This is a genomic window from Galbibacter sp. BG1, from assembly GCF_013391805.1.
GTDB lineage: Bacteria > Bacteroidota > Bacteroidia > Flavobacteriales > Flavobacteriaceae > Galbibacter.
Genome location: NZ_CP058364.1, coordinates 3,122,656 through 3,144,579, shown reverse-complemented (window position 1 = coordinate 3,144,579; position 21,924 = coordinate 3,122,656). Strand labels below are relative to the sequence as shown.

At 36.7% G+C, this 21,924-nt stretch carries 16 protein-coding genes; 6 read left to right on the top strand and 10 right to left on the bottom strand.

Annotated features, from left to right (window positions below):
• The first annotated feature begins 52 nt into the window (after positions 1 to 52).
• From uvrA to HX109_RS13570, 4 genes are all read left to right on the top strand, one after another.
• The gene (uvrA, locus tag HX109_RS13585) at positions 53 to 2,830 is read left to right on the top strand and encodes an excinuclease ABC subunit UvrA (protein WP_178952897.1); all 2,778 of its coding nucleotides are present in this window, start codon (positions 53 to 55) and stop codon (positions 2,828 to 2,830) included.
• Positions 2,831 to 3,012: 182 nt separating this feature from the next.
• Positions 3,013 to 3,441 carry a hypothetical protein gene (locus HX109_RS13580; protein WP_178952896.1) on the top strand — a complete coding sequence of 143 codons (429 nt, stop codon included), beginning with the start codon at positions 3,013 to 3,015 and terminating at the stop codon, positions 3,439 to 3,441.
• 77 nt (positions 3,442 to 3,518) lie between these two features.
• On the top strand, positions 3,519 to 4,160 hold the full coding sequence (locus tag HX109_RS13575) for a peroxiredoxin-like family protein (RefSeq protein ID WP_178952894.1): 642 nt from the start codon (positions 3,519 to 3,521) through the stop codon (positions 4,158 to 4,160).
• A 381-nt stretch (positions 4,161 to 4,541) separates the two neighbouring features.
• A complete protein-coding gene (locus HX109_RS13570) occupies positions 4,542 to 5,720 on the top strand; it encodes a hypothetical protein (protein ID WP_178952892.1) in 1,179 nt (392 codons plus the stop codon).
• A gap of 90 nt (positions 5,721 to 5,810) precedes the next feature.
• Here the strand turns inward: HX109_RS13570 and HX109_RS13565 are convergent, their stop codons facing one another.
• From HX109_RS13565 to HX109_RS13550, 4 genes are read right to left on the bottom strand one after another with little or no spacing between them, the layout of a single operon-like run.
• Positions 5,811 to 7,274 (bottom strand): lipopolysaccharide biosynthesis protein, encoded by a 1,464-nt coding sequence (locus tag HX109_RS13565; protein ID WP_178952890.1) that lies wholly within the window; start codon positions 7,272 to 7,274, stop codon positions 5,811 to 5,813.
• Between the two features lie 5 nt (positions 7,275 to 7,279).
• The gene (locus HX109_RS13560) at positions 7,280 to 8,551 is read right to left on the bottom strand and encodes a glycosyltransferase (protein ID WP_178952888.1); all 1,272 of its coding nucleotides are present in this window, start codon (positions 8,549 to 8,551) and stop codon (positions 7,280 to 7,282) included.
• A 24-nt stretch (positions 8,552 to 8,575) separates the two neighbouring features.
• A complete protein-coding gene (locus tag HX109_RS13555; protein ID WP_178952886.1) occupies positions 8,576 to 11,026 on the bottom strand; it encodes a YfhO family protein in 2,451 nt (816 codons plus the stop codon).
• A gap of 15 nt (positions 11,027 to 11,041) precedes the next feature.
• On the bottom strand, positions 11,042 to 11,308 hold the full coding sequence (locus tag HX109_RS13550) for a DUF4834 family protein (RefSeq protein WP_178952885.1): 267 nt from the start codon (positions 11,306 to 11,308) through the stop codon (positions 11,042 to 11,044).
• A gap of 228 nt (positions 11,309 to 11,536) precedes the next feature.
• On the opposite strand from HX109_RS13550, the gene HX109_RS13545 reads away from it, so the two are divergent.
• Together HX109_RS13545 and HX109_RS13540 are read left to right on the top strand one after the other, a co-directional pair.
• On the top strand, positions 11,537 to 12,514 hold the full coding sequence (locus tag HX109_RS13545) for a transporter (protein ID WP_178952883.1): 978 nt from the start codon (positions 11,537 to 11,539) through the stop codon (positions 12,512 to 12,514).
• A gap of 2 nt (positions 12,515 to 12,516) precedes the next feature.
• Positions 12,517 to 13,635 carry a GTP cyclohydrolase gene (locus HX109_RS13540; protein WP_178952881.1) on the top strand — a complete coding sequence of 373 codons (1,119 nt, stop codon included), beginning with the start codon at positions 12,517 to 12,519 and terminating at the stop codon, positions 13,633 to 13,635.
• Positions 13,636 to 13,644: 9 nt separating this feature from the next.
• On the opposite strand, the gene HX109_RS13535 is transcribed toward HX109_RS13540, so the two are convergent.
• From HX109_RS13535 to HX109_RS13510, 6 genes are all read right to left on the bottom strand, one after another.
• Entirely contained in the window at positions 13,645 to 15,423 is a 1,779-nt protein-coding gene (locus HX109_RS13535; protein ID WP_178952880.1) for a mechanosensitive ion channel family protein, read from the bottom strand.
• Between the two features lie 121 nt (positions 15,424 to 15,544).
• The gene (locus HX109_RS13530) at positions 15,545 to 16,807 is read right to left on the bottom strand and encodes an aminotransferase class I/II-fold pyridoxal phosphate-dependent enzyme (protein WP_178952878.1); all 1,263 of its coding nucleotides are present in this window, start codon (positions 16,805 to 16,807) and stop codon (positions 15,545 to 15,547) included.
• Positions 16,808 to 16,893: 86 nt separating this feature from the next.
• Positions 16,894 to 17,757, bottom strand: a complete 864-nt coding sequence (locus HX109_RS13525; RefSeq protein ID WP_178952876.1) for an SDR family oxidoreductase — start codon at positions 17,755 to 17,757, stop codon at positions 16,894 to 16,896.
• A 25-nt stretch (positions 17,758 to 17,782) separates the two neighbouring features.
• A complete protein-coding gene (locus HX109_RS13520) occupies positions 17,783 to 18,646 on the bottom strand; it encodes a cupin-like domain-containing protein (RefSeq protein ID WP_178952874.1) in 864 nt (287 codons plus the stop codon).
• A gap of 13 nt (positions 18,647 to 18,659) precedes the next feature.
• On the bottom strand, positions 18,660 to 19,700 hold the full coding sequence (locus HX109_RS13515) for a PLP-dependent cysteine synthase family protein (protein ID WP_178952872.1): 1,041 nt from the start codon (positions 19,698 to 19,700) through the stop codon (positions 18,660 to 18,662).
• A 69-nt stretch (positions 19,701 to 19,769) separates the two neighbouring features.
• Complete coding sequence (locus HX109_RS13510) at positions 19,770 to 21,902, bottom strand: S9 family peptidase (RefSeq protein ID WP_178952870.1); 2,133 nt, start codon at positions 21,900 to 21,902, stop codon at positions 19,770 to 19,772.
• Positions 21,903 to 21,924: the final 22 nt, after the last annotated feature.

Here is a 21,924-nt window from a genome sequence, read left to right as displayed (position 1 = left end):
GGTTTCTAAACCTAACTATAGATTCTTATCTTTGTGTTTCGTTTTAATTGCTATGACAGACATCAACAAGGTTAATCCAAAGGAAAATATTATAATAAAAGGAGCTAAACTCCATAATTTAAAAGACATAAATGTCGTAATCCCCAGAAATAAATTGGTTGTTTTAACCGGTTTATCGGGAAGCGGTAAATCTTCATTGGCTTTCGATACTTTGTATGCGGAAGGGCAACGAAGATATGTGGAAAGCTTATCGTCTTATGCCAGGCAATTCCTCGGCCGATTGAATAAGCCTAAAGTTGATTATATTAAAGGAATTGCCCCAGCCATTGCTATCGAGCAGAAAGTAAACTCCACCAATCCGCGTTCTACGGTAGGCACAACTACAGAAATTTACGACTATTTAAAGTTGTTATACGCCCGTATAGGTCGTACCTATTCCCCTGTTTCTGGCAAGGAAGTAAAAAAGAACACGGTAACAGATGTAGTTAACCATGTAAAATCCTTTGAAGAGCGCAGTAAACTATTACTATTAGCCCCTGTGCACATTCCAGAAGAAAGAAGCGTTTTAAAAACATTGGAGATTTTATCCCAACAAGGTTTTGCCAGGATAAAGTATAAAGATGAAGTACTGCGCATCGACGAAATTGAAAAAGAAATTGATCATGATTTCTTTTTAGTGGTCGATCGAATTATAGTTAAAGATGATGAAGATTTTTACAATCGTTTAGCGGATGCCGTAGATTCTGCTTTTTTCGAGGGTAAAGGAACTTGTATCATAGAAAACTTAGAAACAAACAATCAAACTATTTTTAGTAACAAGTTTGAACTGGACGGGATGCAATTCCTTGAACCCAATGTGCATTTGTTCAGTTTTAATAATCCTTATGGAGCTTGCCCGCGTTGCGAAGGGTATGGCGATGTTATTGGATTGGATGAAGAGCTTATTGTGCCCAATACCAGTTTATCCATTTACGAAAATGCCATTTTTGCTTGGCGTGGCGACAGTATGAGCTGGTACCGGGATCAATTGGTAAACAATGCTTATAAATTCGATTTCCCCATCCATAAGCCATGGTATGAACTTTCTGAAGAACAAAGAGAACTTGTTTGGGATGGAAATAAGTATTTTACTGGGTTGACAGCTTTTTTTAATGAATTGGAAGAGAAAAGCTATAAAATTCAGAATCGTGTGATGCTCTCTAGGTATCGCGGTAAAACCAAATGTTCGCTCTGCAAGGGAAAACGTCTTAGGCAGGAAGCAAATTATGTGAAGGTTGGAAACAAAACCATTACTGATTTGGTGGAAATGCCGTTGCACAGACTCCAGCAGCATTTTAAAGAGTTAACGCTTACAGAAAACGATGAAGCCATTTCTAAGCGATTGCTGAAAGAAATAAACAGCCGTTTGGAGTTTCTTAGCAATGTAGGGCTGGACTATCTTACATTAAATCGGAAATCGAATACGCTGTCGGGTGGAGAGTCGCAGCGAATTAATTTAGCCACTTCCCTGGGAAGCAGCTTAGTAGGCTCCATGTATATTTTAGATGAACCCAGTATAGGCTTACACCCAAAAGATACCGAAAAACTAATTTCAGTATTAAAGTCATTACGGGATTTAGGAAATACGGTGATTGTGGTAGAGCACGACGAAGACATTATGAAAGCTGCTGACGAAATTATCGATATTGGTCCGGAAGCAGGAACTTTAGGTGGTAATGTAGTAGCCACCGGTTCATTTAAAGAGATACTAAAAGCAAATACCCTTACCGCTAATTACCTCAGTGGAGTTGATGAAATTTCAGTTCCTAAAAAGAGAAGGGTAAGTAAGAATTTTATAAAAATTAATGGCGCCCGAGAAAACAACTTAAAAAATATCGATGTTACTTTCCCTTTAAATGCACTCACCGTGGTAACCGGCGTTTCTGGAAGTGGAAAAAGTACGTTGGTAAAGCGTATACTTTATCCGTCCATCTTGAAGGAAACAGGGGGATATGGTGAAAAAGTAGGGGAATTCACTGGAATCGAAGGTAAATACAATTCCCTTACTTCCGTAGAATTTGTAGATCAAAATCCCATCGGCCGATCCTCCCGCTCCAATCCTGTTACTTACATAAAGGCTTACGACGACATAAGATCGCTGTTTTCCAAACAAAAGCTTTCCAAGCTACGAGGGTATCAACCAAAACATTTCTCTTTTAATGTAGATGGTGGACGTTGCGAAACCTGCAAAGGGGAAGGCGAAGTTACCATCGAAATGCAATTTATGGCAGATGTTCATTTAGAATGTGAAACTTGTGGAGGAAAACGATTTAAGAAAGAAGTTTTGGAAGTTAAATTCAACGATAAAAACATCGACGATATTTTAAGCATGACCATCGATGATGCCGTTGCTTTTTTTAGTGAACATAAAGAAACCAAGGTAGCCTCCAAATTACAACCATTGCAGGATGTTGGCTTGGGTTACGTAACCTTGGGGCAGTCCTCCTCTACCCTTTCAGGCGGGGAAGCACAGCGAATTAAACTAGCTTCTTTTTTGGTAAAAGGACAAACAAAAAACAAAACACTTTTTATTTTTGATGAGCCTACTACCGGTCTTCATTTTCACGATATAAAAAAGCTTTTAAAATCCTTTGACGCCTTATTGGAGATTGGCCATTCCATTATTGTGGTAGAACACAACATCGATTTAATAAAATGCGCCGATTATATAGTGGATTTAGGACCTTTAGGTGGAGAAAAAGGCGGGAACCTCATGGCTGCCGGAACACCGGAAGAGGTTAGCAAGGAAGGTAAAAGTTTCACTGGGCAATATCTCAAAGACAAATTATAGGATAGAACGCAACCATTATAAGAAAACTGAATCTAATAAATAACTACTGCCATAGCGAAATGTTGAAAATGTAGCCGCTAATGAAATGCATGGAGCGCTGATTGTTTTAAATTAAAATTAGAAACTAGATAACTTTTTATCTTATTATGTTACGATTGATAATTTGCAAAACTGCCTTTTTTTTGTCTCTACTGCTATTAATCGCATCCTGTACAGATGATGATGACAATAATTACCCAAAAGAAGTTTCTATAATGGGCAATTGGAGACTCATAGAAATGAAAGGCAGCGTTCCTAACTCCACCACTATCGGAGAAAATATGGAGTGGCAGGAAATATATGTTTTTGAAGCGGACAGCACATTTACCAAGACTAGAGTTGTTAAAGACAACGATTCTATATTGAGGCAGTCTGGAACTTTTACCACTAAAACCGAAAACGCTTCCGATTTTTTTATTCTGAAATTCCAAGAAGAAAGCCCCATTATTGCCACCTGCTACGAAGGGCTTGAAGAATGTTTGTTTTTTACCCCTAGCGGAAATCTCAAAAGTCAATATGATGCTTGCGATGGCCCAGGTTTGTTGTACGAAAAGTTCTTTTACACAGATTAACATAAGCTTAACGCCATTGCTGTAAGTGCGCAATATTTTGCTCGTCTTAATTGATATAAACCTAAAAAAATATATCAATGTCTTTAACTACGGAATTAAAACAATTAAATCAGCAAAATAGAGAGAAAATACCGAATGAAGCTTTAGCTGTAATGGATGAAGCAACCAACAACCTAAAAAAAGATCATTTAGCTGAAAAAACTATCAAAGAAGGTAAATCCTTCCCATATACCTCACTTCCCAATGCCAAAGGAAAAGAGGTGAACTTAGAAGAACTGAATAAAAATAAAAAGTTAATTGTTTCTTTTTACCGCGGTGGTTGGTGCCCTTATTGCAATTTGGAACTTAAAGCCCTTCAAAATTCACTAGAAGAATTTAAAGCGAATGGAGCAGAGCTTGTTGCCATTACACCGGAAACTCCAGATAATTCATTAAGTACTTCGGAAAAAAACAATCTTTCTTTTGAAGTTTTAAGCGATATAAACAATGAGTTTGCTAAAGAATTAGGATTGGTATTCGGTCTTCCGGATGCGCTGAAATCCATTTACGATCAATTTGGGATAGACGTAAAAAAACATAATAATAATGAGGATTTTGAACTCCCAATGCCAGCAACCTTTGTTTTGAATGAAAACGGCAAGGTTATTTACCGGTTTGTGAATGAAGATTACACTCAAAGAGCTGATATTCAAGAAATATTAAAAGCCTTAAAAAGCTAATAAATAGTTAAAACAACCGACCCAATAATTTTGGCACGCTGTTTGATTTTATTTAATCAAATTTCATAGTTGATTTTTTTTTGGTTGGTTAGTTGAGAAAACTCCGCATCGTTTTAAATAACGAACCGTGGAGTTTTCTTTTTTTTATCCACAATCATCGCCACCCAAAATTATTTTTCAAGACTCGTATAAAAATTGAAAAATTCCTTAAAGTTTTAAATCTCACCCCTTCCTATCCTTCAGAATAAAAAAATATAAATACTGATTATCAATATATTACCTAGCCAATTCCATTTATCCCTATTTTTTGGCACGTAGTTTGATTTCTTTTCTATGAAAACTAATAAAAAGTGATTTTTTCACTTTAAAATCTTAGAAATCATGAAACATCTATTTTTAATATTTACCACGTTTCTTCTAGGGACTGGTATTACTTCAGCAAAAAACAATGATCATATAAATCCGAATTACGGATATAATAACTCTTTTATATTTACTGAAAATAATGTGACTTTTTCGGTGTATCCAGATGGAGAATTCGATTTTTATATTAACAATGGAAATTCTTTTGGAGCGAGTGTAAACACGGGAAATGTAAGCATTACCTTTAATTCTGGCTATCGATACGATGCTTATGTACAGTACGACGATTATGGGGCTGTTATTCAAGTAGAAAACACTCCAATCTACTACGATTTTTACGGTAGAGTGAACAGAATAGGCAATGTGGACATATTTTACCGCGGAAATTATGTAAACAGAATCGGCGGACTTCAAATATATTACAATAATAGTGGTGTATACACCCATTGTACGGGTTATATAAATGTTTATAACAGGGCGTATGTGTACAGGCCTTATCACCGTTATTTTGTAAGGCCAAGACCCGCTTATTGTATGGTATATTATAAGCCTTACCGAAGGTATTACACACCAGTGAGATATACGTACTACAGACCTTATAGAAATAATTACAGAAGATCTTATGCCAATGTTGGTAGAACGTACCATTACAAAGAGCGTAACCCACGTAGGGCTGTTTATACCAACGATAGAAGGGTTAGCAAAAGAAATGACTATAAAGTGCAGAATACGGTAAGAAATAGAAGTTTGGCTTACGAGAACAATAGAAGTAGCTCCAATAGAAGTACGAGCTCTTCCAATAATAAAAATTCGTATAGTAGACAAAGCAGCGCTGCACCAAATAGAAACAGCTACAGAAATACCGATAGCCGATCTTCTAGCGCATCTAGAAACAACGATTATGTAAAAACCCCGAGTAGATCGACGAGCAGGAGCAGTAAGGATTCCAGATATACCAATAGCAGTGCTCCAACGAGAAATAGTAGTTCTACGAATACGTCAAGAAGTAATTCGGTATCTAGGGCAACTGTAAAAAAGTCTACTAAAACCAATTCTAGTAGATCATCTGAGAATCGAAGTGTTTCCAGCCGTACAAGCAAAAGCACCCCTAAAGCTGTAAAGTCTTCGAGATCCAGTACTTCTAGAGGCGCCTCGGCAACAAGATCCACAAGTAGAAGCAGTAGTAGAAATTTATAGAATGCGTCGGTAGCAAAAAGATTAAACACTAAGTCTTATACTTGAGTTTAATAGTTCGTTCGTTAATGGAAAAATCCGTATACAGAAATGTTACGGATTTTTTGTTTTTAGATAGCTATCTACAAGCTTGTTTATATCTTCGGAAAGTTTAAGTGTATAGGTAAGCACCCCAAACACCAAAGCTATTAAAATAGATTTGAGGATGATGTTGAAAACCGGATTGAAACGAAAGTCCCAGAAATAAAACAAAGGCAACAACAGGAATATAAGTAAGAATGTTTTAAAGGTGTTTTTTGTAAATGGTTGTAAATGAAGTTTACTGTTAACAAAATAAATTTTAATGGTGTTGTAAAGTATAAAAGCTAGAAATGTGGCGAATGCAGCTCCATTTATTCCCCATATAGGAATAAATACAATATTTAATATCACAGTTAAAACGGCTAATAAAACCCCAAAAAACAATACCATTCTGTAATAATCGGAGTTAAAAATAATGGCGTTGTTATTTCCGATAAGATTATCGAATAGTTTAGCCAGGGAAATTAAAAAAACAACCAGTACTCCCCCACTATATTGCTCCGGTAGAAGACGGTACATTTCATTTATATTCAACATAATCAATAAAAAAATGAAACCGCCAACTACAAATAGGTTAATAGAGCTTTTTTTGTACAATACATCCAACTCCTTAAAGTTCCTGGTATTTAAAAGCTTGCTGGTTATTGGATAGGTTATTTGATGCATGGCACGAGCTGGGACAGCAATGACCATGGCAATAAAAACTGCAACGGTATAGTAGGCTATATTTTCAATATCTTTAAATTGCCCTAGCATTACTTTGTCAATATCCAAAAGTACCGCCGCGATCGACCCTGTTAGGATTATAAGAAAAGAATATTTCAATACGCTTATATAATTCTTTGGCAATCGTAACACAAATACCGGTTTTTTAATAATAAAAGCACTTATAAGCATTAAAAACATCCTGGAGAGATAAACGCCCATCAATGAATAAATGAAAGCAGGGACGGAAAGGAAATCGAAATAAACCAAAATTAGCAACAAAGCCACAATAACACGGTGATAGACTTCTTTAAGGAAATTACCGTAAACGGATTTCATATGGACTTTTGCCCATGCATAGAAAACCTCAAAATACGCCATGGCAAATCCTAAAACGTAGATTGTCCAAACATAAGGCTCTAATATTTCATTTTTTTCGGTGAGATAGTCCGCTATAAATTGATAACATAGAACACCTATAATTCCTGAGGGGACTATAATAACCAATGGCAATACAAACATAAACCCTGTAAAAGCATTTTGTTCATTTATATCGTCATAAGAGGTGTAAAACTTTATCAAGCTGTTCTGTACGCCAAAACAAAGAATGGGCATTAAAATATTAGCAGCAGAAAGTAAATAAGCAACCAACCCATAATAATCATCGGTTAAAAAATTGGTGTAAAGAAATAGTGTACTAATGGCGCCTATACCAAAACCGGCATACGTTATTATGGTATTTTTAAATGTTTGATTTAATACAACACCCATAAAGATTAAATAACTGAAGCTAAGTGCTCCGTAAGGGATTTCCGATGATATTTATTAATGTTTGTCGAATTTACATACAAATTCCCAGTTTTATAAGACTCGTAATAAGAAAGTATTGCCTGTTTTATCTTTTCTTTTTCTGAATACCCGAAATAAAATCCAGTTTGTGTTTCCTTAAGAATCTGCTCCACATCCCAACCTTCGGGGCCAAATGCTAAAATGGGACGATTGGCGGCCATATATTCAAAAAGTTTACCGGGAATAATACCTTTTGTTTTTTCAGAATCAATTTCAATTAATAACAATACCTGGGAAGATTGTTGCAAGGCCAAGGCCTCCTCATGCGAAACGTAACCTAGTACCTCTAAATTATCATTTATTCCAGCAGCTTTAATAGCGGCTAAAACTTCGTTACTTACAGCACCTGCAAGCTGTAACTTAAAGCATGACTTGAAGTTAGTGTTTTCAGCTAACAATTCCCCAATAGCTTTCCATAATATTTTAGGGTTTCTTCCTGATAATAAAGAGCCTATATGTGATAATGTAAAGTTTTTATTTAAAATTGCATGGGCGCTTTTTGAATTTAAATATCCGTTGGTAATTACCTCTATTGGTTTCTTTGTAATAGCCTGAAACTCTTTTTTTGTGGTAAAGCTTGTAGTTATAATTTCATCTGCTTTGTTCAAAACCTTCTGCTCCAACTGAAGATGCTTTTTCTTCGCAAAGTTGGTAAGTTTTAATTCGGAATGATACCCAATATTCGTCCATGGATCACGGAAGTCTGCAATCCATTTTAATTTTAATTTCTGTTTTAATTTTAACCCTATGAGGTGAATGCTATGCGGCGGACCGGTAGTTATAATGGTCTCGATCTGTTCTTCTGCAATAAAATTCTCTAAATATTTAACTGAGGGATTCACCCAAAATACCCGGGCATCCGGAATGAATAAATTCCCTCGAATCCATAACATTATTTTTTCGCTAAGGGATTGTTTTTTAGCTGAAATGATCCCCTTACTTATCTGCTTGGTTTTACTTTTCGAAAATACGGAAGCCAATTTGTAGGGTTCAAAAATGGGGTGTTTAATAACCCGCACGTGATCTGGCACTTCATCGAGAAAAGAAAGATCTTCCAAAGGATAATCAGCGTTTTCTGGAACAAAAACTATTGGTTCTATATTGAATTCCGGTAAAAACCTTACAAAGTTCAACCAACGTTGTACTCCCGGCCCACCTGCTGGAGGCCAGTAATAGCATATGATTAGAACTTTTTTCATTCAGAAAATGGACTTAGAAATGTATTACTCCTCTTTTATATTTGTTTTAATTCCGTAGAAAACACCACCGATAAGCAGTAAAAACAGTAAAATATTACTGGCCAAACTAATCGAAGCTCCAGTTTTAACGACTTCTGGGTCAAAAGTGAAGGTAATGGTATGTTCTCCAGCCGGTACTTCTAAAGCACGCAAGGCATAATTCGCCCTGAACTCTTCAACAGCTTTGCCATCTATACTGACCTGCCAACCGTTCGGATAATACATTTCTGAAAAAACAGCCACCCCATTATTCTTATTTGAAGTCTTATAGGTAAGCTCGTTCGGCTGGTAATCTATTAATTTAATCGAAGTAGTGGAATCGACTGTGAAAGCCCCTTCAGAAACACCTTCAAACCTATTTTTATCAAAAACTGCAGTGGTTTTTACGTTTATGCTATCCAATGCCTTCATTTCGGCATCAGGCGAATTTACAGCTTTCAAATTTTTTACAAACCAAGCAGGACCATTGGCATATGGATTATTTGCTGGGTACATCTGTCCTTTATCGTTTTGCCTAATTATATACTTTACATTCAGCATATTTAAAACGGCTACATTATTCTTTGATATTTGATATTCGAACAAGTCTTGTAAACGTTTTGGCTTGGCTGCATGATATCCCCCAATGGATTTATGGTAGAATGAAGTACTTGCCCCGTTAATGCTCTCTTGGGTATTAAAAACCCGGTAATATCCCTTATCTTGAAGAATTTGCTTATCTATTGCAGACTCTTGAAATGGTTGCTCTAAAACCCGAGCCGATACAAAGTCTTCATTATTCACATACTGCCTATCGATTCCAACCAAATCTACCAGGAAAAGTATTCCAAAAGCAATAATAGTGTAGTTTTTCTTCAGCTTTTCTTTTATAAATAACCAAATTACAGCGGCGGCAATCAACACGAACAATAGACTTCTAAAAACATCTTTGGTATACAGTGCCTCCCGATCTTTTTTAATATTGCTCATTAATTGGTTCATTCCCATTTGATCGAACTGCTGTCGGTAATAAGAATCGTTTGCGTGGGTGAAGTCTAAAGCGCCTTTTGCAAAAAATAATACCACCAAAATTCCAACACAAGTAATAGCAGACCATTTTAAGGCTTCCAACTTTTTGGCTTTTTCCAGTTTACCGTCAAATAGTTCTTTAAGACCCAAAATAGCTAAAATGGGCACGCAAAGCTCTAAAATAACTTGTATGGAGGTTATGGCCCTAAATTTATTGTACATCGGGAAATAATCAATCATGGCATAGGTTAAAGCTTCGAAATTGTGTCCCCAAGATAGGATTAGGGAAATTAATGAACCTGCTAGCAACCACCACTTATGCCTGCCCTTTACTAAAAATAAACTTAGAACAAACAAAAATAACACCACCGCGCCTACATAAGCCGGTGCAGCCACTATTGGTTGACCACCCCAATACATCATATGTGCCGCTTGATTTTTCACGAAGTCCTGAGCTTGGGCTGGAGGAACGCCTTGCCGTACCAAATATTCGTAGCTATTGGAATCTTTACCCAATTCTTCATCGTTTCCACCACCTGTCAATCTAGGGACAAAAAGGTTTAAAGACTCGAAAAGACCATAGCTATACTGCGTGATATACTCTTTATCGAGGCCATTGGTGCTCTCTTTGGGCGTACCATCGGGATTAAGTGTTAATTCACTTTTTCCCCTTGTGCTCCATTTTGCATACTCTTGGGTTGCCATTAAATTGGTAGCGTTTGTAGCTACAGCTAAAACAACAGCAACAGCTAAAATCCCTACGGTTTTAAAAAACTGAGGCAATTCTTTCTTTTTAAAGGCATCGTAAAGGTAAACCAATCCAAGTACCAGAACCAAAAGCATTAAATAATAGGTCATTTGAAAATGGTTTGCATTGATCTCCAACGCCATAGCAAATGCTGTCAGTAAAAATCCGCTAACATATTTTCTTCGGAAAGCTAAGACAATTCCAGCCAAAACAAATGGAAAATACCCAATGGCATGGGCTTTGGCATTGTGTCCGACCCCTAAAATTATAATGAGATAGGTAGAAAAACCAAAAGCCAAGGCTCCAATCCCTGCTAATTTCCAGTCAACTTTTAATACTAATAAAAGTACGTAGAAACCTATAAAATATAAAAACAGGTAGTCTGCCGGCCTCGGCAAAAATCGAATGGTTTTATCTAATTTTTTAATGTAATTATGAGGATAATTGGCTCCTAGCTGGTAGGTTGGCATCCCGCCAAATGCACTGTTCGTCCAATACGATTCTTCTCCAGTCTGATCTTTAAAATCATTTCGCTCTTTGGACATACCAATATATTGAACAATATCACTTTGAAAGATTTTCTTCCCTTGGAGAGCTGGGGAAAAATATATAATTGAAATAAGTATAAAAACTAAAAATACCACAAGATGTGGTACTATTTTCTTAAACTGGTCAGTCATTTAAAGTTCTTTTGGTTAGTCTATTTCTTCAAATTCTATGTATTCCCCTACTTCTTCCTTAGAATTTTTATCACTTGAATTTCGAGGTTTTTTATCGATTACGGTTTCCCCTTCCTTATAGTTGGGGTCTTGGGGTCTTTGTCGCTGCCCAAATTGTTCATTAAACTTCTTTTCCATTTTCTTGGAAGCATATTTCATAAGGTAAGGTCCAAAAAGGCGAGCTAATATTTTAAAACCGTACCATACCAGAAGTATAATTAATATTGTTCTTAATAACTGCATTAAAATTCGCTTTGAAAATACTTTCAAAAATACAACACAATGTGCGTTTTCAAAGATATAATTCCTTAAAAAAATAATAAAATGGGTAAAACCACAGTTTTAATGAGCGTACAACATTAAAGAAATGGCATGAAATGATTTTTTTAACGATCTTTGCATCCCATTTTACCTAAAAAAATTAAATTCGCTATTTAGTAATGCCGCAAGGAAAACAAACCTAATCTTGATATGAACAAACTTTGCTATCTTATCGCTATTCTTTGTTTAACAGCCCTAAACACCCGAGCCCAGTATACCGAAGTAATTAATTCTAACCGACCTGGAGCGTCTTACAGTGCTTTTGCCGTCGGAAAAAACGTTATACAAGGGGAAGGAGGCTTTTATTACGAAAGAAACGACCACTCAGTGTTGGAAACAGAAGGAAACCGCTACGGAATGGATTACGCATTGCGTTACGGAATGTTATTCGAACAACTGGAAATTATTTTGGACGGAACTTTTACCAAAGAGAACTACACCGATTTTTCTGTTGATCCTTCCATGGATTATACAAGAAGCAACTTTACCCGAAACACCATCGGTGCCAAATATTTGGTTTACGATCCGTATAAAAATCCAGAGAAAAACAAACCTAATCTATACAGTTGGAATGCAAATAACCATGTGCAATGGAGAGACTTAATTCCGGCTGTAGCCGTCTACGCAGGTGCTAATTTTAATTTTGGTGACAATCCATTTTATCCGGAAGACCCTCAAATTAGCCCTAAAGTAATGATTGCCACCCAGAACCACTTCACACCAAATTGGGTGCTTGTGATGAACTTTATTTACGATAAGTTTACCACAGACGATCCACTTTTTAATTACATCATTACCCTAACCCATGCCCTACCGGATCCTAGATATTCTATTTTTGTGGAAAACCAAGGTTACAGTAGCGATTCGTATTCAGATGGTATTTTTAGGGCAGGCGCCGCAAGGTTGTTTAAGAAAAACATGCAGGTAGATGCTTCTCTTGGGATAAATATAAAAGACACCCCATCTCGCTTCTTTGGCTCTATCGGGGTTTCATACCGTTTGGACTACCACAAGGATAAACCAAAGCAAATCGACAACGTATCAGACCAAGACAAAGAATTTATAAAAGAAGCCAAGAAAAAGCGTAAAAAGAAAAATCCGTTTGAGGATTTAGACACTAACGAGTAACAATGATAGAAATAAAGCAAGCGACCACAAAAAAGGAATTGGAACAATTTGTTAAATTCCCCTTTTCCCTTTACAAGAATTCCAAAAACTGGGTTCCACCTATCATCAAGGAAGAACTCAATAATTTTGATCGCAAAAAGAACCCAGCGTTTAAAAATGCTGATGCGTGGTTTTTTTTAGCTTATAAAAACGGAGCAGTTGCAGGTCGTGTTTGCGCTATTATTAATTGGAATGAAGTAAAAGAACTTGGCAATAGTAAACTGCGGTTTGGTTGGTTCGACGCCATTGAAGATGAAAATGTTGCCAAAGCTCTGTTTGAAAAAGTATTTGCTATTGGGAAAGAGCATAAATTAGAATTTGTAGAAGGTCCCGCTGGGTTTTCCAATATGGATAAGGCAGGAATGCTTATAGAGGGCTTCGACCGTATAGGTAGCATGCCTACCAACTATAACTACGCCTATTACCCTACCTTGATGGATGCGGTGGGATTTCAAAAAGAAGTAGATTGGAAAGAGTTTGAAATTTTAACGCCTAATAAGGTTCCAGAAAAACTCGCCAAGTTTTCTGATCTTCTAATGAAAAAATACAATTTAAAGCTCATTCATACGCCTAATACAAAAACACTTTTACCCTATGCTGAAAAGATTTTTGATTTAATGAATCGTTCGCACGAACATTTAGAATCTTTCACGCCCATAAAACCTTATCAAATAGAGCATTATAAGAATAAGTATCTGAAATTTCTAGACCCAGACTTTGTAAATCTTATTGCTGATGAAAATGATGAGTTGGTCGCTTTTTCAATTATAATGCCTTCATTTTCCAAAGCCTTGCAAAAAGCCAATGGCAAGTTATTCCCTTTTGGGTTCTATCATCTTTTAAAGGCTCAAAAGAAAAACAACAAAGCAACTATGCTACTTATTGGGGTGGCTCCGGAATATATGCGTAAAGGACTTACGGCAATCATATTTCATAAAACATATGAAGTATTTGTGCGCCGTGGAATTGAAATTGTAGAAACCAATCCAGAACTAGAAACCAACAATCAAGTGCAAGCGCTTTGGAAAGATTACAATCCGCAACTAATAAAAAAATGGCGAACCTATAGAAAGTATCTATAAATTGCTTTTTTAATCTTCAGAGTGCTGTCTCCATTGGGTATCTGCCAAATGACGGGATCTGGTTAAATAAGCTCCTTTTTCCAAAGAGCTAATGTACTTTACCAGCTGTTCCCGTAGTTCGCAGTGAAGGTCCCAACTGGACATGGCATCTTTTGCACTGCACAGCGCCCTCACTTTTACCGCCCGCTCGGTAACCTCTACCACTTGTACGCTGGGTTCATGTTCTTTATCCCACTTTTCGTTAGATTCCAAAAGTTCTTTAAATTTTGTTCTTATTTTTTCGACATCCACACGATAATCGGCATACAAAATAATAGGCCGTATTTGATTGGCACTGGTCATTGACCAGTTCTCAAAAGTTTTAGAAATTATTTCCTTTAATGGGACTACAAGTCGTCTCAAATCCCATGTTCGCACCACCATATATGTAAACGTTATATCTTCTACATAGCCCCAATTATCATCTATTATTATGGTATCACCAATTTTGGCAGGTCTGGTAATTGCTATTTGTATGCCTGCAATGATGTTCCCAAGTGTACTTTGTGCTGCAACCCCTAGAACCACAGTTACAACCCCGGCAGAGGCCAATAGGGAAATACCTAATTTTTCAAAGGAACGGAATTGTGATAAAACAATGCTTATCCCAACGATAGTGACGAGAAAAGTAATAATCCTTCTTGCTACTGATATATAGGTTAAGGATTTCCTAGCTTCAGAATTCTCTTCCGGAGAAACATCACCTATTTGATTTTCGGCTACATAAACCATAAAGGCATCAATAAACTTCATAATAAACCAAGTAACGGCACCTACCACCACAATTAGAAGAACCGCGTAAATATTGCTTGCAAAAGGTCCCGCAAAGGAAATCAACTCATTTAAAGTCACATAAAAAAACAAAACACCAATCGCAATTGCACCAGGTTTTGCCAGCTTGGAAGAGATTGTGGTAAGCCACACCTTTTTAAAACGTTTAAATATCATTTTAAGAAGTTTAAAGCACACCCAACCAACTAAAAAAGATATCCCCATTAATAACAACGTTCCTAAAAATTTCCAAACCGGAATATTTAAAAACTTAATTCTGGCCCAACTCGGCATCATTCGATCCAGCTTTCTCGGGCCGTATTCTTCGTATAAAGGCTCAATATTTTCTACCGTGTTTGAAGAAATCAACCAAAACGCACCGTAGTCTTGGTATTTCACCCTTTGCAGCCTCAAAATAACATCTCGCTCCTCCAGATCTATAGTTCCAAAAACTACACTTCTTCGAGCTTGACCAGCAATTGCCTGGTTAGTTGTAGTTCTAATATCTGTTTGACCATCAGGCCTGTCGGATAAACCATCCCAATCAATTTTTATCCTAGAATCTAAAACTATAAATAGTTTTTGAGCCAGTTTTCCTGCATCTGTATGCTTAATATTGTCTGGCAGTAGGTTTAAATTTAAAGCATAGGCCGCTGCTTCGTAATTTTGATTTCTACAACTTACCACAAAATGTTCCAGCGCCGCTTGTGGTGTTTGCAAATTATATTTGCTCGGGGGCAACCCCATACTTTCATTCAATCTACTAAGTTGATAGTAAGCTTCGTTATATTCTTGAATAGCATTTTGTTGATAAACGCCATTTGCTGGCAGAACACTTTCCTTAGTGGGGAGTTCCCTTATGGAATCCTTCGTTTTTTTAGGGTTTTGCTCTTGAGCATAAATTGAATTAAGGCAGCACAAATAGGAAAAACATAATAGAATATAAAAGGAAAAATTATTGTGTTGAATATTTAGCATCTTTTTAATTATTGGTTAGATAATCTTTAAAATAGAAAAATTTATAGTTTATTCAGTAGTTCCATAAAAAAATCCGCTTAAAAAAGCGGATTTTTTTATAATTTGAATATTCTATATTTTTCTACTTGTCTTCCATAGCAGCTTCTACGGCTGCAGAAAGTCTTTTGTAGGTTCCATTTTCAAGCCGGTCCCTGATTGCCGAAAACGCTTCAAGTGTCGCCTCGATATCTGCCAAGGTATGGGTAGCTGTAGGAATCATACGTAAAAGAATTAATCCTTTAGGTATTACAGGGTACACCACAATCGAACAGAAAATTCCGTAGTTTTCACGTAAATCCTTTACCAATGCCATGGCTTCTGGGATGCTTCCGTTTAGATATACTGGTGTTACACAACTCTGTGTATTCCCAATATCGAAACCTCTTTCCTTTAATCCATTTTGAAGGGCATTAACGTTCTCCCATAACTTAGCTTTAAGTTCTGGCATGGTTCTAAGCATCTCCAAACGCTTTAAAGCTCCTTTTACAAAAATCATTGGTAATGATTTTGCAAACATTTGAGAACGTAAATTATATTTTAGGTAATCTATTACTTCTTTATCTCCTGCCAAGAAAGCACCAATGCTGGCCATAGACTTTGCAAAGGTGGCAAAATAAACATCTATTTGATCCTGTACACCTTGCTCTTCTCCAGCACCTGCCCCTGTCTCCCCTAAGGTACCAAAACCATGGGCATCATCTACAAGTAATCTAAAGTTGTATTTTTGTTTAAGCGCTACAATCTCTTTTAAGCGACCTTGTTCGCCACGCATACCAAAAACACCTTCAGAAATAACCAAGATACCACCACCTGTTTGCTCTGCCATTTTGGTAGCACGCTCCAAGTTTTTCTCAAGGCTATCCATATCGTTGTGCTGATAGGTGAAACGTTTACCCATATGTAAACGTACCCCATCGATAATACAAGCATGGGAATCTACATCATAAACAATAATATCGTCTTTGGTAACCAAAGCATCGATAGCAGATACCATTCCTTGATATCCAAAGTTCAATAAATAGGTAGCCTCTTTATTTACGAATTTAGCAAGTTCGTTTTGTAATTTTTCGTGAAGGTCTGTATGTCCACTCATCATTCGTGCCCCCATAGGGTAAGCCGCCCCGTGCTCCATTGCAGCCTCTGCGTCTGCTTTTAGAACTTCTGGATGATTAGCAAGACCAAGATAATCATTGATACTCCAGGTAATTACTTCTTTCCCATTAAACTTCATTCTGTTTGAAATTTGTCCTTCCAGTTTAGGAAAAACAAAATATCCCTCTGCCTGAGAAGCCCATTTTCCTAATGGCCCTTTGTTCTCAATAATTCTATCAAATAAATCTCTCATGTAAATGGAGTTTCTTTTATGTTCAAATAAACGTTAAATTTACCGCTCGCAAAAGTAACTAAATTTAAACTCTTATCATAAATAATTTATTGTTCTTCCACTAGTTTCTTAAACTGCTTCTGAAACATTTTGTCTAAAAACTTATCGGGAAACACATGGATAGCCAACCAAAACAACCATTTTTTTGGTGCTACCAGATATCGTGTTTTTTTCTTTTCCCCAGCAACGATACCGTAGATTAAATTGGAAACTTTACTCGCATCGAGAGCAATTCCTTCCATGCCTTGAACAGCTTTGTCCATATGGTCGTAAATCTTCTCGTACGGCGTATCTTTATATTTGTTAACTTGGGTTTCGGCATCTGCCTTTGCCTTACTCCAAATTTCTGACTTTATAGGGCCGGGTTCTATAACGGTAACCTCTATGCCAAAATCCAGTAATTCCCTTCTAAAACCATCAGAAAGGGCTTCTACCGCATATTTAGATGCCGAATAGGGCGCCATAAAAGGCCTAGTAACCCTACCAGAGCCACTGCTTATATTTACAATTCTTCCTTTTGGAAGCTCGTTATTAAAGCCTAAAAGTGGTAAAAATGCTTGGGTTACCCTCAAAACACCTAAAACATTTATATCTAATTGATTGGAGAATTCTTCAATGGAAATATAGGCTAGTGGCCCATTTACAGAAACCCCTGCATTGTTTACCAAACACTCCAAACCTACACCTTCCCCAAGTTTTCCTTCCACTATCTTTACCGCCTGTTTGATGGCAGCTTCATTTACCACATCAAAAATTAAAGGAAGAAAGTTCCCTCCCAATTCTTTTTGTAATTCATCGGCATCCTTTTGTTTTCTAACACTTCCGAAAACAAAAAAACCTTTCTCTAAAAATAATTTTGCAGTTGTATAACCTATCCCGGAAGAAACCCCGGTTATTAAAATGTGTTTCATCTCTTGTTTTTTACATACGCCAAATTTAAGCAGATTTCATTCTTTCTAAGGCTTTATTGGCATTTTCCTCTGCTTTTTCTTCCTTGTAGTTTTTCCATTTTTCCCCTGCTATTAAATTCATCCCATTATCCACGGTAAAAAGCCTTACTAAATTAGAGAGTCCTTTTGCCTTCGTTTTTATGGAGTCATTAGCCCTTAGAGCTAAAGAAAAGCCGCCTTTTGAATAATAAACATAATGCCACCACAATTTAGGGATAAATAGTGTTTCTCCGTGCTTTAAAACAGCTTTAAGACCGCTTGCATATTTAAAAGCTGGATATTTATTGTAATCAGCGTTTAGAACATCGACGTGAGAATGATTGGTAAACGGAAGTTTATATAAAAATGGAGATTGATCTGGGTGATATAGAAAAACCTTTTTTTCTGTCTGGAAATGGGTTAAAAAAACATGGGAGCAGTCAATATCGTAATGCAGGTTCAAGGCTGAACCTTCTCCCCCAAAAAACATTAAGGCAAACTTTAAAAATCCATCCATAATTGTTGGAGTTTCGTAATATGTTGCCAGTTCTGGAGCTTTCTTCATTATCTGAAAGTTATGAAACCTTAAATTGGTTGGTTTGGTTTCAATAACATCCAAATAGTCCCTAAATTTTTTAGTAGCAACTGGTTTCATGTATCCGTTTCCCGGATCATGATAAGAATCATCGTACATAGGAATTTCCCAATCGCCGTAATTTTTTCGGAAAAAGTCAAATGTCCACTCGTGCGTCGCCTTCCAATTTTTGGCTAAATCTTTAAATATTACCGGAGTATTGGTGGAAAGATATTTCTCTTTAAATTCCTCTTTGGTGATGTTCGATACTTTATCGACCAAATTGAAATTTGACATGTATGTTTTACGTTTATTTTATATACTCTATTTTTTGAGTTTCTTCCGTATTAACAGAATCAAAAAATCCTTGTGTGCGCATCCATTCATCGCTATAAATTTTACTCATATAACGCGATCCGTGGTCTGGGAAAACCATAACTACTATACTGTCTTTATCAAATTCGTTTTCTTCAGCCAGTTGTTTTATGGCTTGCATAACCGCCCCGCTAGTATATCCCACAAAACATCCTTCTGTCTTAGAAATTTCCCTGGCAGTATGGGCACTTTCCTCGTCAGTAACTTTTACGAATTTATCGATAACATCAAAATCTGTCGCGGTAGGGATTAAATTTTTACCCAAACCTTCAATTCTGTAAGGATATATCTCATCGCTATCAAACTCTCGGGTTTCGTGATATTTCTTTAAAACAGAACCATAGGCATCTACCCCGATAATTTTTATATTCGGATTTTGTTCCTTTAGGAATCTTGCTGTCCCGGAAATAGTACCTCCAGTACCGCTACAAGCTACTAGATGCGTAATTTGCCCATTGGTTTGATCCCAAATTTCAGGTCCCGTAGACTTATAATGAGCATCCATATTGAGCTCGTTGAAATACTGATTTATATAAACCGAACCCTTCATTTCGTCGTGCATGCGTCTCGCCACTTGATAGTAAGAACGAGGATCGTCTGCACTAACGTGCGCTGGGCAAACATATACCTTGGCGCCCATAGCGCGCAGCATATCTATTTTATCTGGGGAAGACTTAGAGCTTACCGCTAAAATACATTCATAACCTTTTATAACGCTTACCATGGCAATACTAAATCCCGTATTTCCAGAAGTAGTTTCTATAATGGTATCGCCAGGTTTTAAAATGCCTTTTCTCTCGGCTTCTTCTATAATATGTAGTGCAATTCTATCTTTACTTGAATGTCCAGGGTTAAAAGCTTCTACCTTAGCGTAAAAATTTCCAATAAGATTTTGGGTTATTTTTTTAAGTTTTAGAAGTGGGGTATTCCCAATTAAATCTAAAACATTATCGTAAGCTTTTATCTTTTGTTTCATATGAATTTGGTTAGATACAAAATAGTTTTGAATGTCTCCAAACCTTGCAAATTTAGTTATTTTTTTTAATTACTGCGGAATTCCTTCTAAATCTAGTAGGAAAGCGTATTCGCGAGCTACTTCTTTTAAAGCTTCGAATCTCCCTGAAGCGCCCCCATGCCCTGCATCCATATTGATTTCAAACAAAAGAAGGTTATCCCCTTTTTTAACATTTCTTAACTTTGCTACCCATTTTGCTGGCTCCCAATACTGCACTTGGGAATCGTGCAAACCAGTGGTGACAAATAAATTTGGATATTCTATAGGCGCTACATTATCATAGGGCGAATACGATTTTATATAGTCGTAATATTCTTTGTTATTGGGGTTCCCCCATTCGTCGTATTCCCCTGTTGTAAGCGGTATACTTTCATCTAACATCGTAGTGACAACATCTACAAAGGGTACGGCTGCTATTACCCCGTTATACAACTGTGGCGCCATATTGATGACGGCCCCCATCAGCAGCCCTCCAGCAGAGCCACCCATAGCATAAAGATGTTTAGGAGACGTATAATTTTCACTGATTAAGTATTCAGAGCAATCCACAAAATCTGTAAATGTATTTTTCTTGGTTAATAATTTACCATTTTCGTACCAATTTCTTCCCAAATACTCCCCCCCTCTTATGTGCGCGATGGCATATATGAAACCTCGATCTAACAATGAAAGTCGGACTGAAGAAAAATAAGGATCTATTGTGGCACCGTAAGAACCGTAGCCATAGAGCAATAAAGGATTATTCCCATTTTTTTCGATGCCTTTTTTGTAAACCATGGAAATCGGAATTTTGGTTCCGTCCTTGGCGGTTGCCCAAACCCGTTCGCTCGTATAATTTTCTTTATTGAACTTTCCACCAAGTACTTCCTGCTCTTTTTTAACCACTTTCTCTTTAGTCGCCATGTTAAAATCTACCGTACTGGCAGGAGTGGTCAAAGAATTGTACACATAGCGTAAGGTATCCGTATCAAATTCGAGATTGGTAGAAGGAAAAACTGTATACGTTTCATTATCAAAAGGAATGTAGTAGTCATTGCTACCATCCCAACGGGATATTTTTATTTTATTTAAGCCATTGGAACGTTCACTTATAACCAAATAATCTTTAAAGATATCGATATCTTCCAAAAGCACTTCTTCCCTATGCGGTATAACCTCTACCCAATGATCTTTGGTGGTTTTCCCAACCGAAGTTTTCATTAATTTAAAATTGGTAGCTTTATCTGCATTGGTAATGATGTAAAAAGAATCCCCATAATGAGCGATACTATATTCCAGGCCTCTCTCCCTAGGTTGAAAAACTTTGATATCATCATCTGGCCTATCAGCATTTAAGTAACTAAACTCCGTCGTTAAAGTACTTCCAGAACCAAAAATTATATATTGTTGGGATTTTGATTTGTAAACAAATGCATTAAAAGTTTCATCTGTTTCATTGTAAACCAATGCGTCCTCTTTTTCAGATTGTCCCAAAACGTGTTTATAGACTTTATCAGAACGCAAGGTCTGTTCATCTTTGCGGGTGTAGAAAAGCGTTTCATTATCATTGGCCCATGTGCTTCCACCAGTCGTATTTTTTATTTCTAGCGGATAAATCTCTCCAGTCTCCAGATTTTTTACCTGTAACGTATACTGTCTTCGGCTTAAAGTATCTACTCCAAACGCCGCCAATTTGTTATCGGGACTTATGTTAATGCCTCTTAAGTTAAAATAGGAATGTTCTTTGGCCATTTCATTACAGTCGAACATTACTTCTTCTTTAGCGCCTTCTTTATCCTTTCTACGTAAATAAATAGGATAATCCTTTCCTTCTTCATACTTGGTAATATACCAATAGCCATTGTATTTGTATGGAACCGATTGATCGTCTTCTTTAATACGGCCCTTCATCTCTTTGAATAAAGAATCTTTTAACTCATCGGTATGCGCAGTCATTTTTTCATAATAGGCATTCTCCCGCTCCAAATAATCTATAACCTCGGGATTTTCCCTTTCATTTAACCAGTAATAATCATCCACCCTTATATCTCCGTGCTTTTCTAAGGTTTTTGGTTTTTTTTCCGCTATTGGAGGTACTCCTTTTGTCATATTCTTATTTTCGTTCTTTTTACAAGCAACGACAAAAATAAAACATAGAAAGAGAAACAAGGGTACGTTCTTCATTTAAATTATTTTTAAGTTATAA

What these genes read in the sequence shown, in the direction of transcription:
- uvrA (WP_178952897.1), top strand. Translation starts at nt 53, where the DNA reads ATGACAGACATCAACAAGGTTAATCCAAAGGAAAATATTATAATAAAA.
- HX109_RS13575 (WP_178952894.1), top strand. Translation starts at nt 3,519, where the DNA reads ATGTCTTTAACTACGGAATTAAAACAATTAAATCAGCAAAATAGAGAG.
- HX109_RS13570 (WP_178952892.1), top strand. Translation starts at nt 4,542, where the DNA reads ATGAAACATCTATTTTTAATATTTACCACGTTTCTTCTAGGGACTGGT.
- HX109_RS13565 (WP_178952890.1), bottom strand. Translation starts at nt 7,274, where the DNA reads ATGGGTGTTGTATTAAATCAAACATTTAAAAATACCATAATAACGTAT.
- HX109_RS13560 (WP_178952888.1), bottom strand. Translation starts at nt 8,551, where the DNA reads ATGAAAAAAGTTCTAATCATATGCTATTACTGGCCTCCAGCAGGTGGG.
- HX109_RS13555 (WP_178952886.1), bottom strand. Translation starts at nt 11,026, where the DNA reads ATGACTGACCAGTTTAAGAAAATAGTACCACATCTTGTGGTATTTTTA.
- HX109_RS13550 (WP_178952885.1), bottom strand. Translation starts at nt 11,308, where the DNA reads ATGCAGTTATTAAGAACAATATTAATTATACTTCTGGTATGGTACGGT.
- HX109_RS13545 (WP_178952883.1), top strand. Translation starts at nt 11,537, where the DNA reads ATGAACAAACTTTGCTATCTTATCGCTATTCTTTGTTTAACAGCCCTA.
- HX109_RS13540 (WP_178952881.1), top strand. Translation starts at nt 12,517, where the DNA reads ATGATAGAAATAAAGCAAGCGACCACAAAAAAGGAATTGGAACAATTT.
- HX109_RS13535 (WP_178952880.1), bottom strand. Translation starts at nt 15,423, where the DNA reads ATGCTAAATATTCAACACAATAATTTTTCCTTTTATATTCTATTATGT.
- HX109_RS13530 (WP_178952878.1), bottom strand. Translation starts at nt 16,807, where the DNA reads ATGAGAGATTTATTTGATAGAATTATTGAGAACAAAGGGCCATTAGGA.
- HX109_RS13525 (WP_178952876.1), bottom strand. Translation starts at nt 17,757, where the DNA reads ATGAAACACATTTTAATAACCGGGGTTTCTTCCGGGATAGGTTATACA.
- HX109_RS13520 (WP_178952874.1), bottom strand. Translation starts at nt 18,646, where the DNA reads ATGTCAAATTTCAATTTGGTCGATAAAGTATCGAACATCACCAAAGAG.
- HX109_RS13515 (WP_178952872.1), bottom strand. Translation starts at nt 19,700, where the DNA reads ATGAAACAAAAGATAAAAGCTTACGATAATGTTTTAGATTTAATTGGG.
- HX109_RS13510 (WP_178952870.1), bottom strand. Translation starts at nt 21,902, where the DNA reads ATGAAGAACGTACCCTTGTTTCTCTTTCTATGTTTTATTTTTGTCGTT.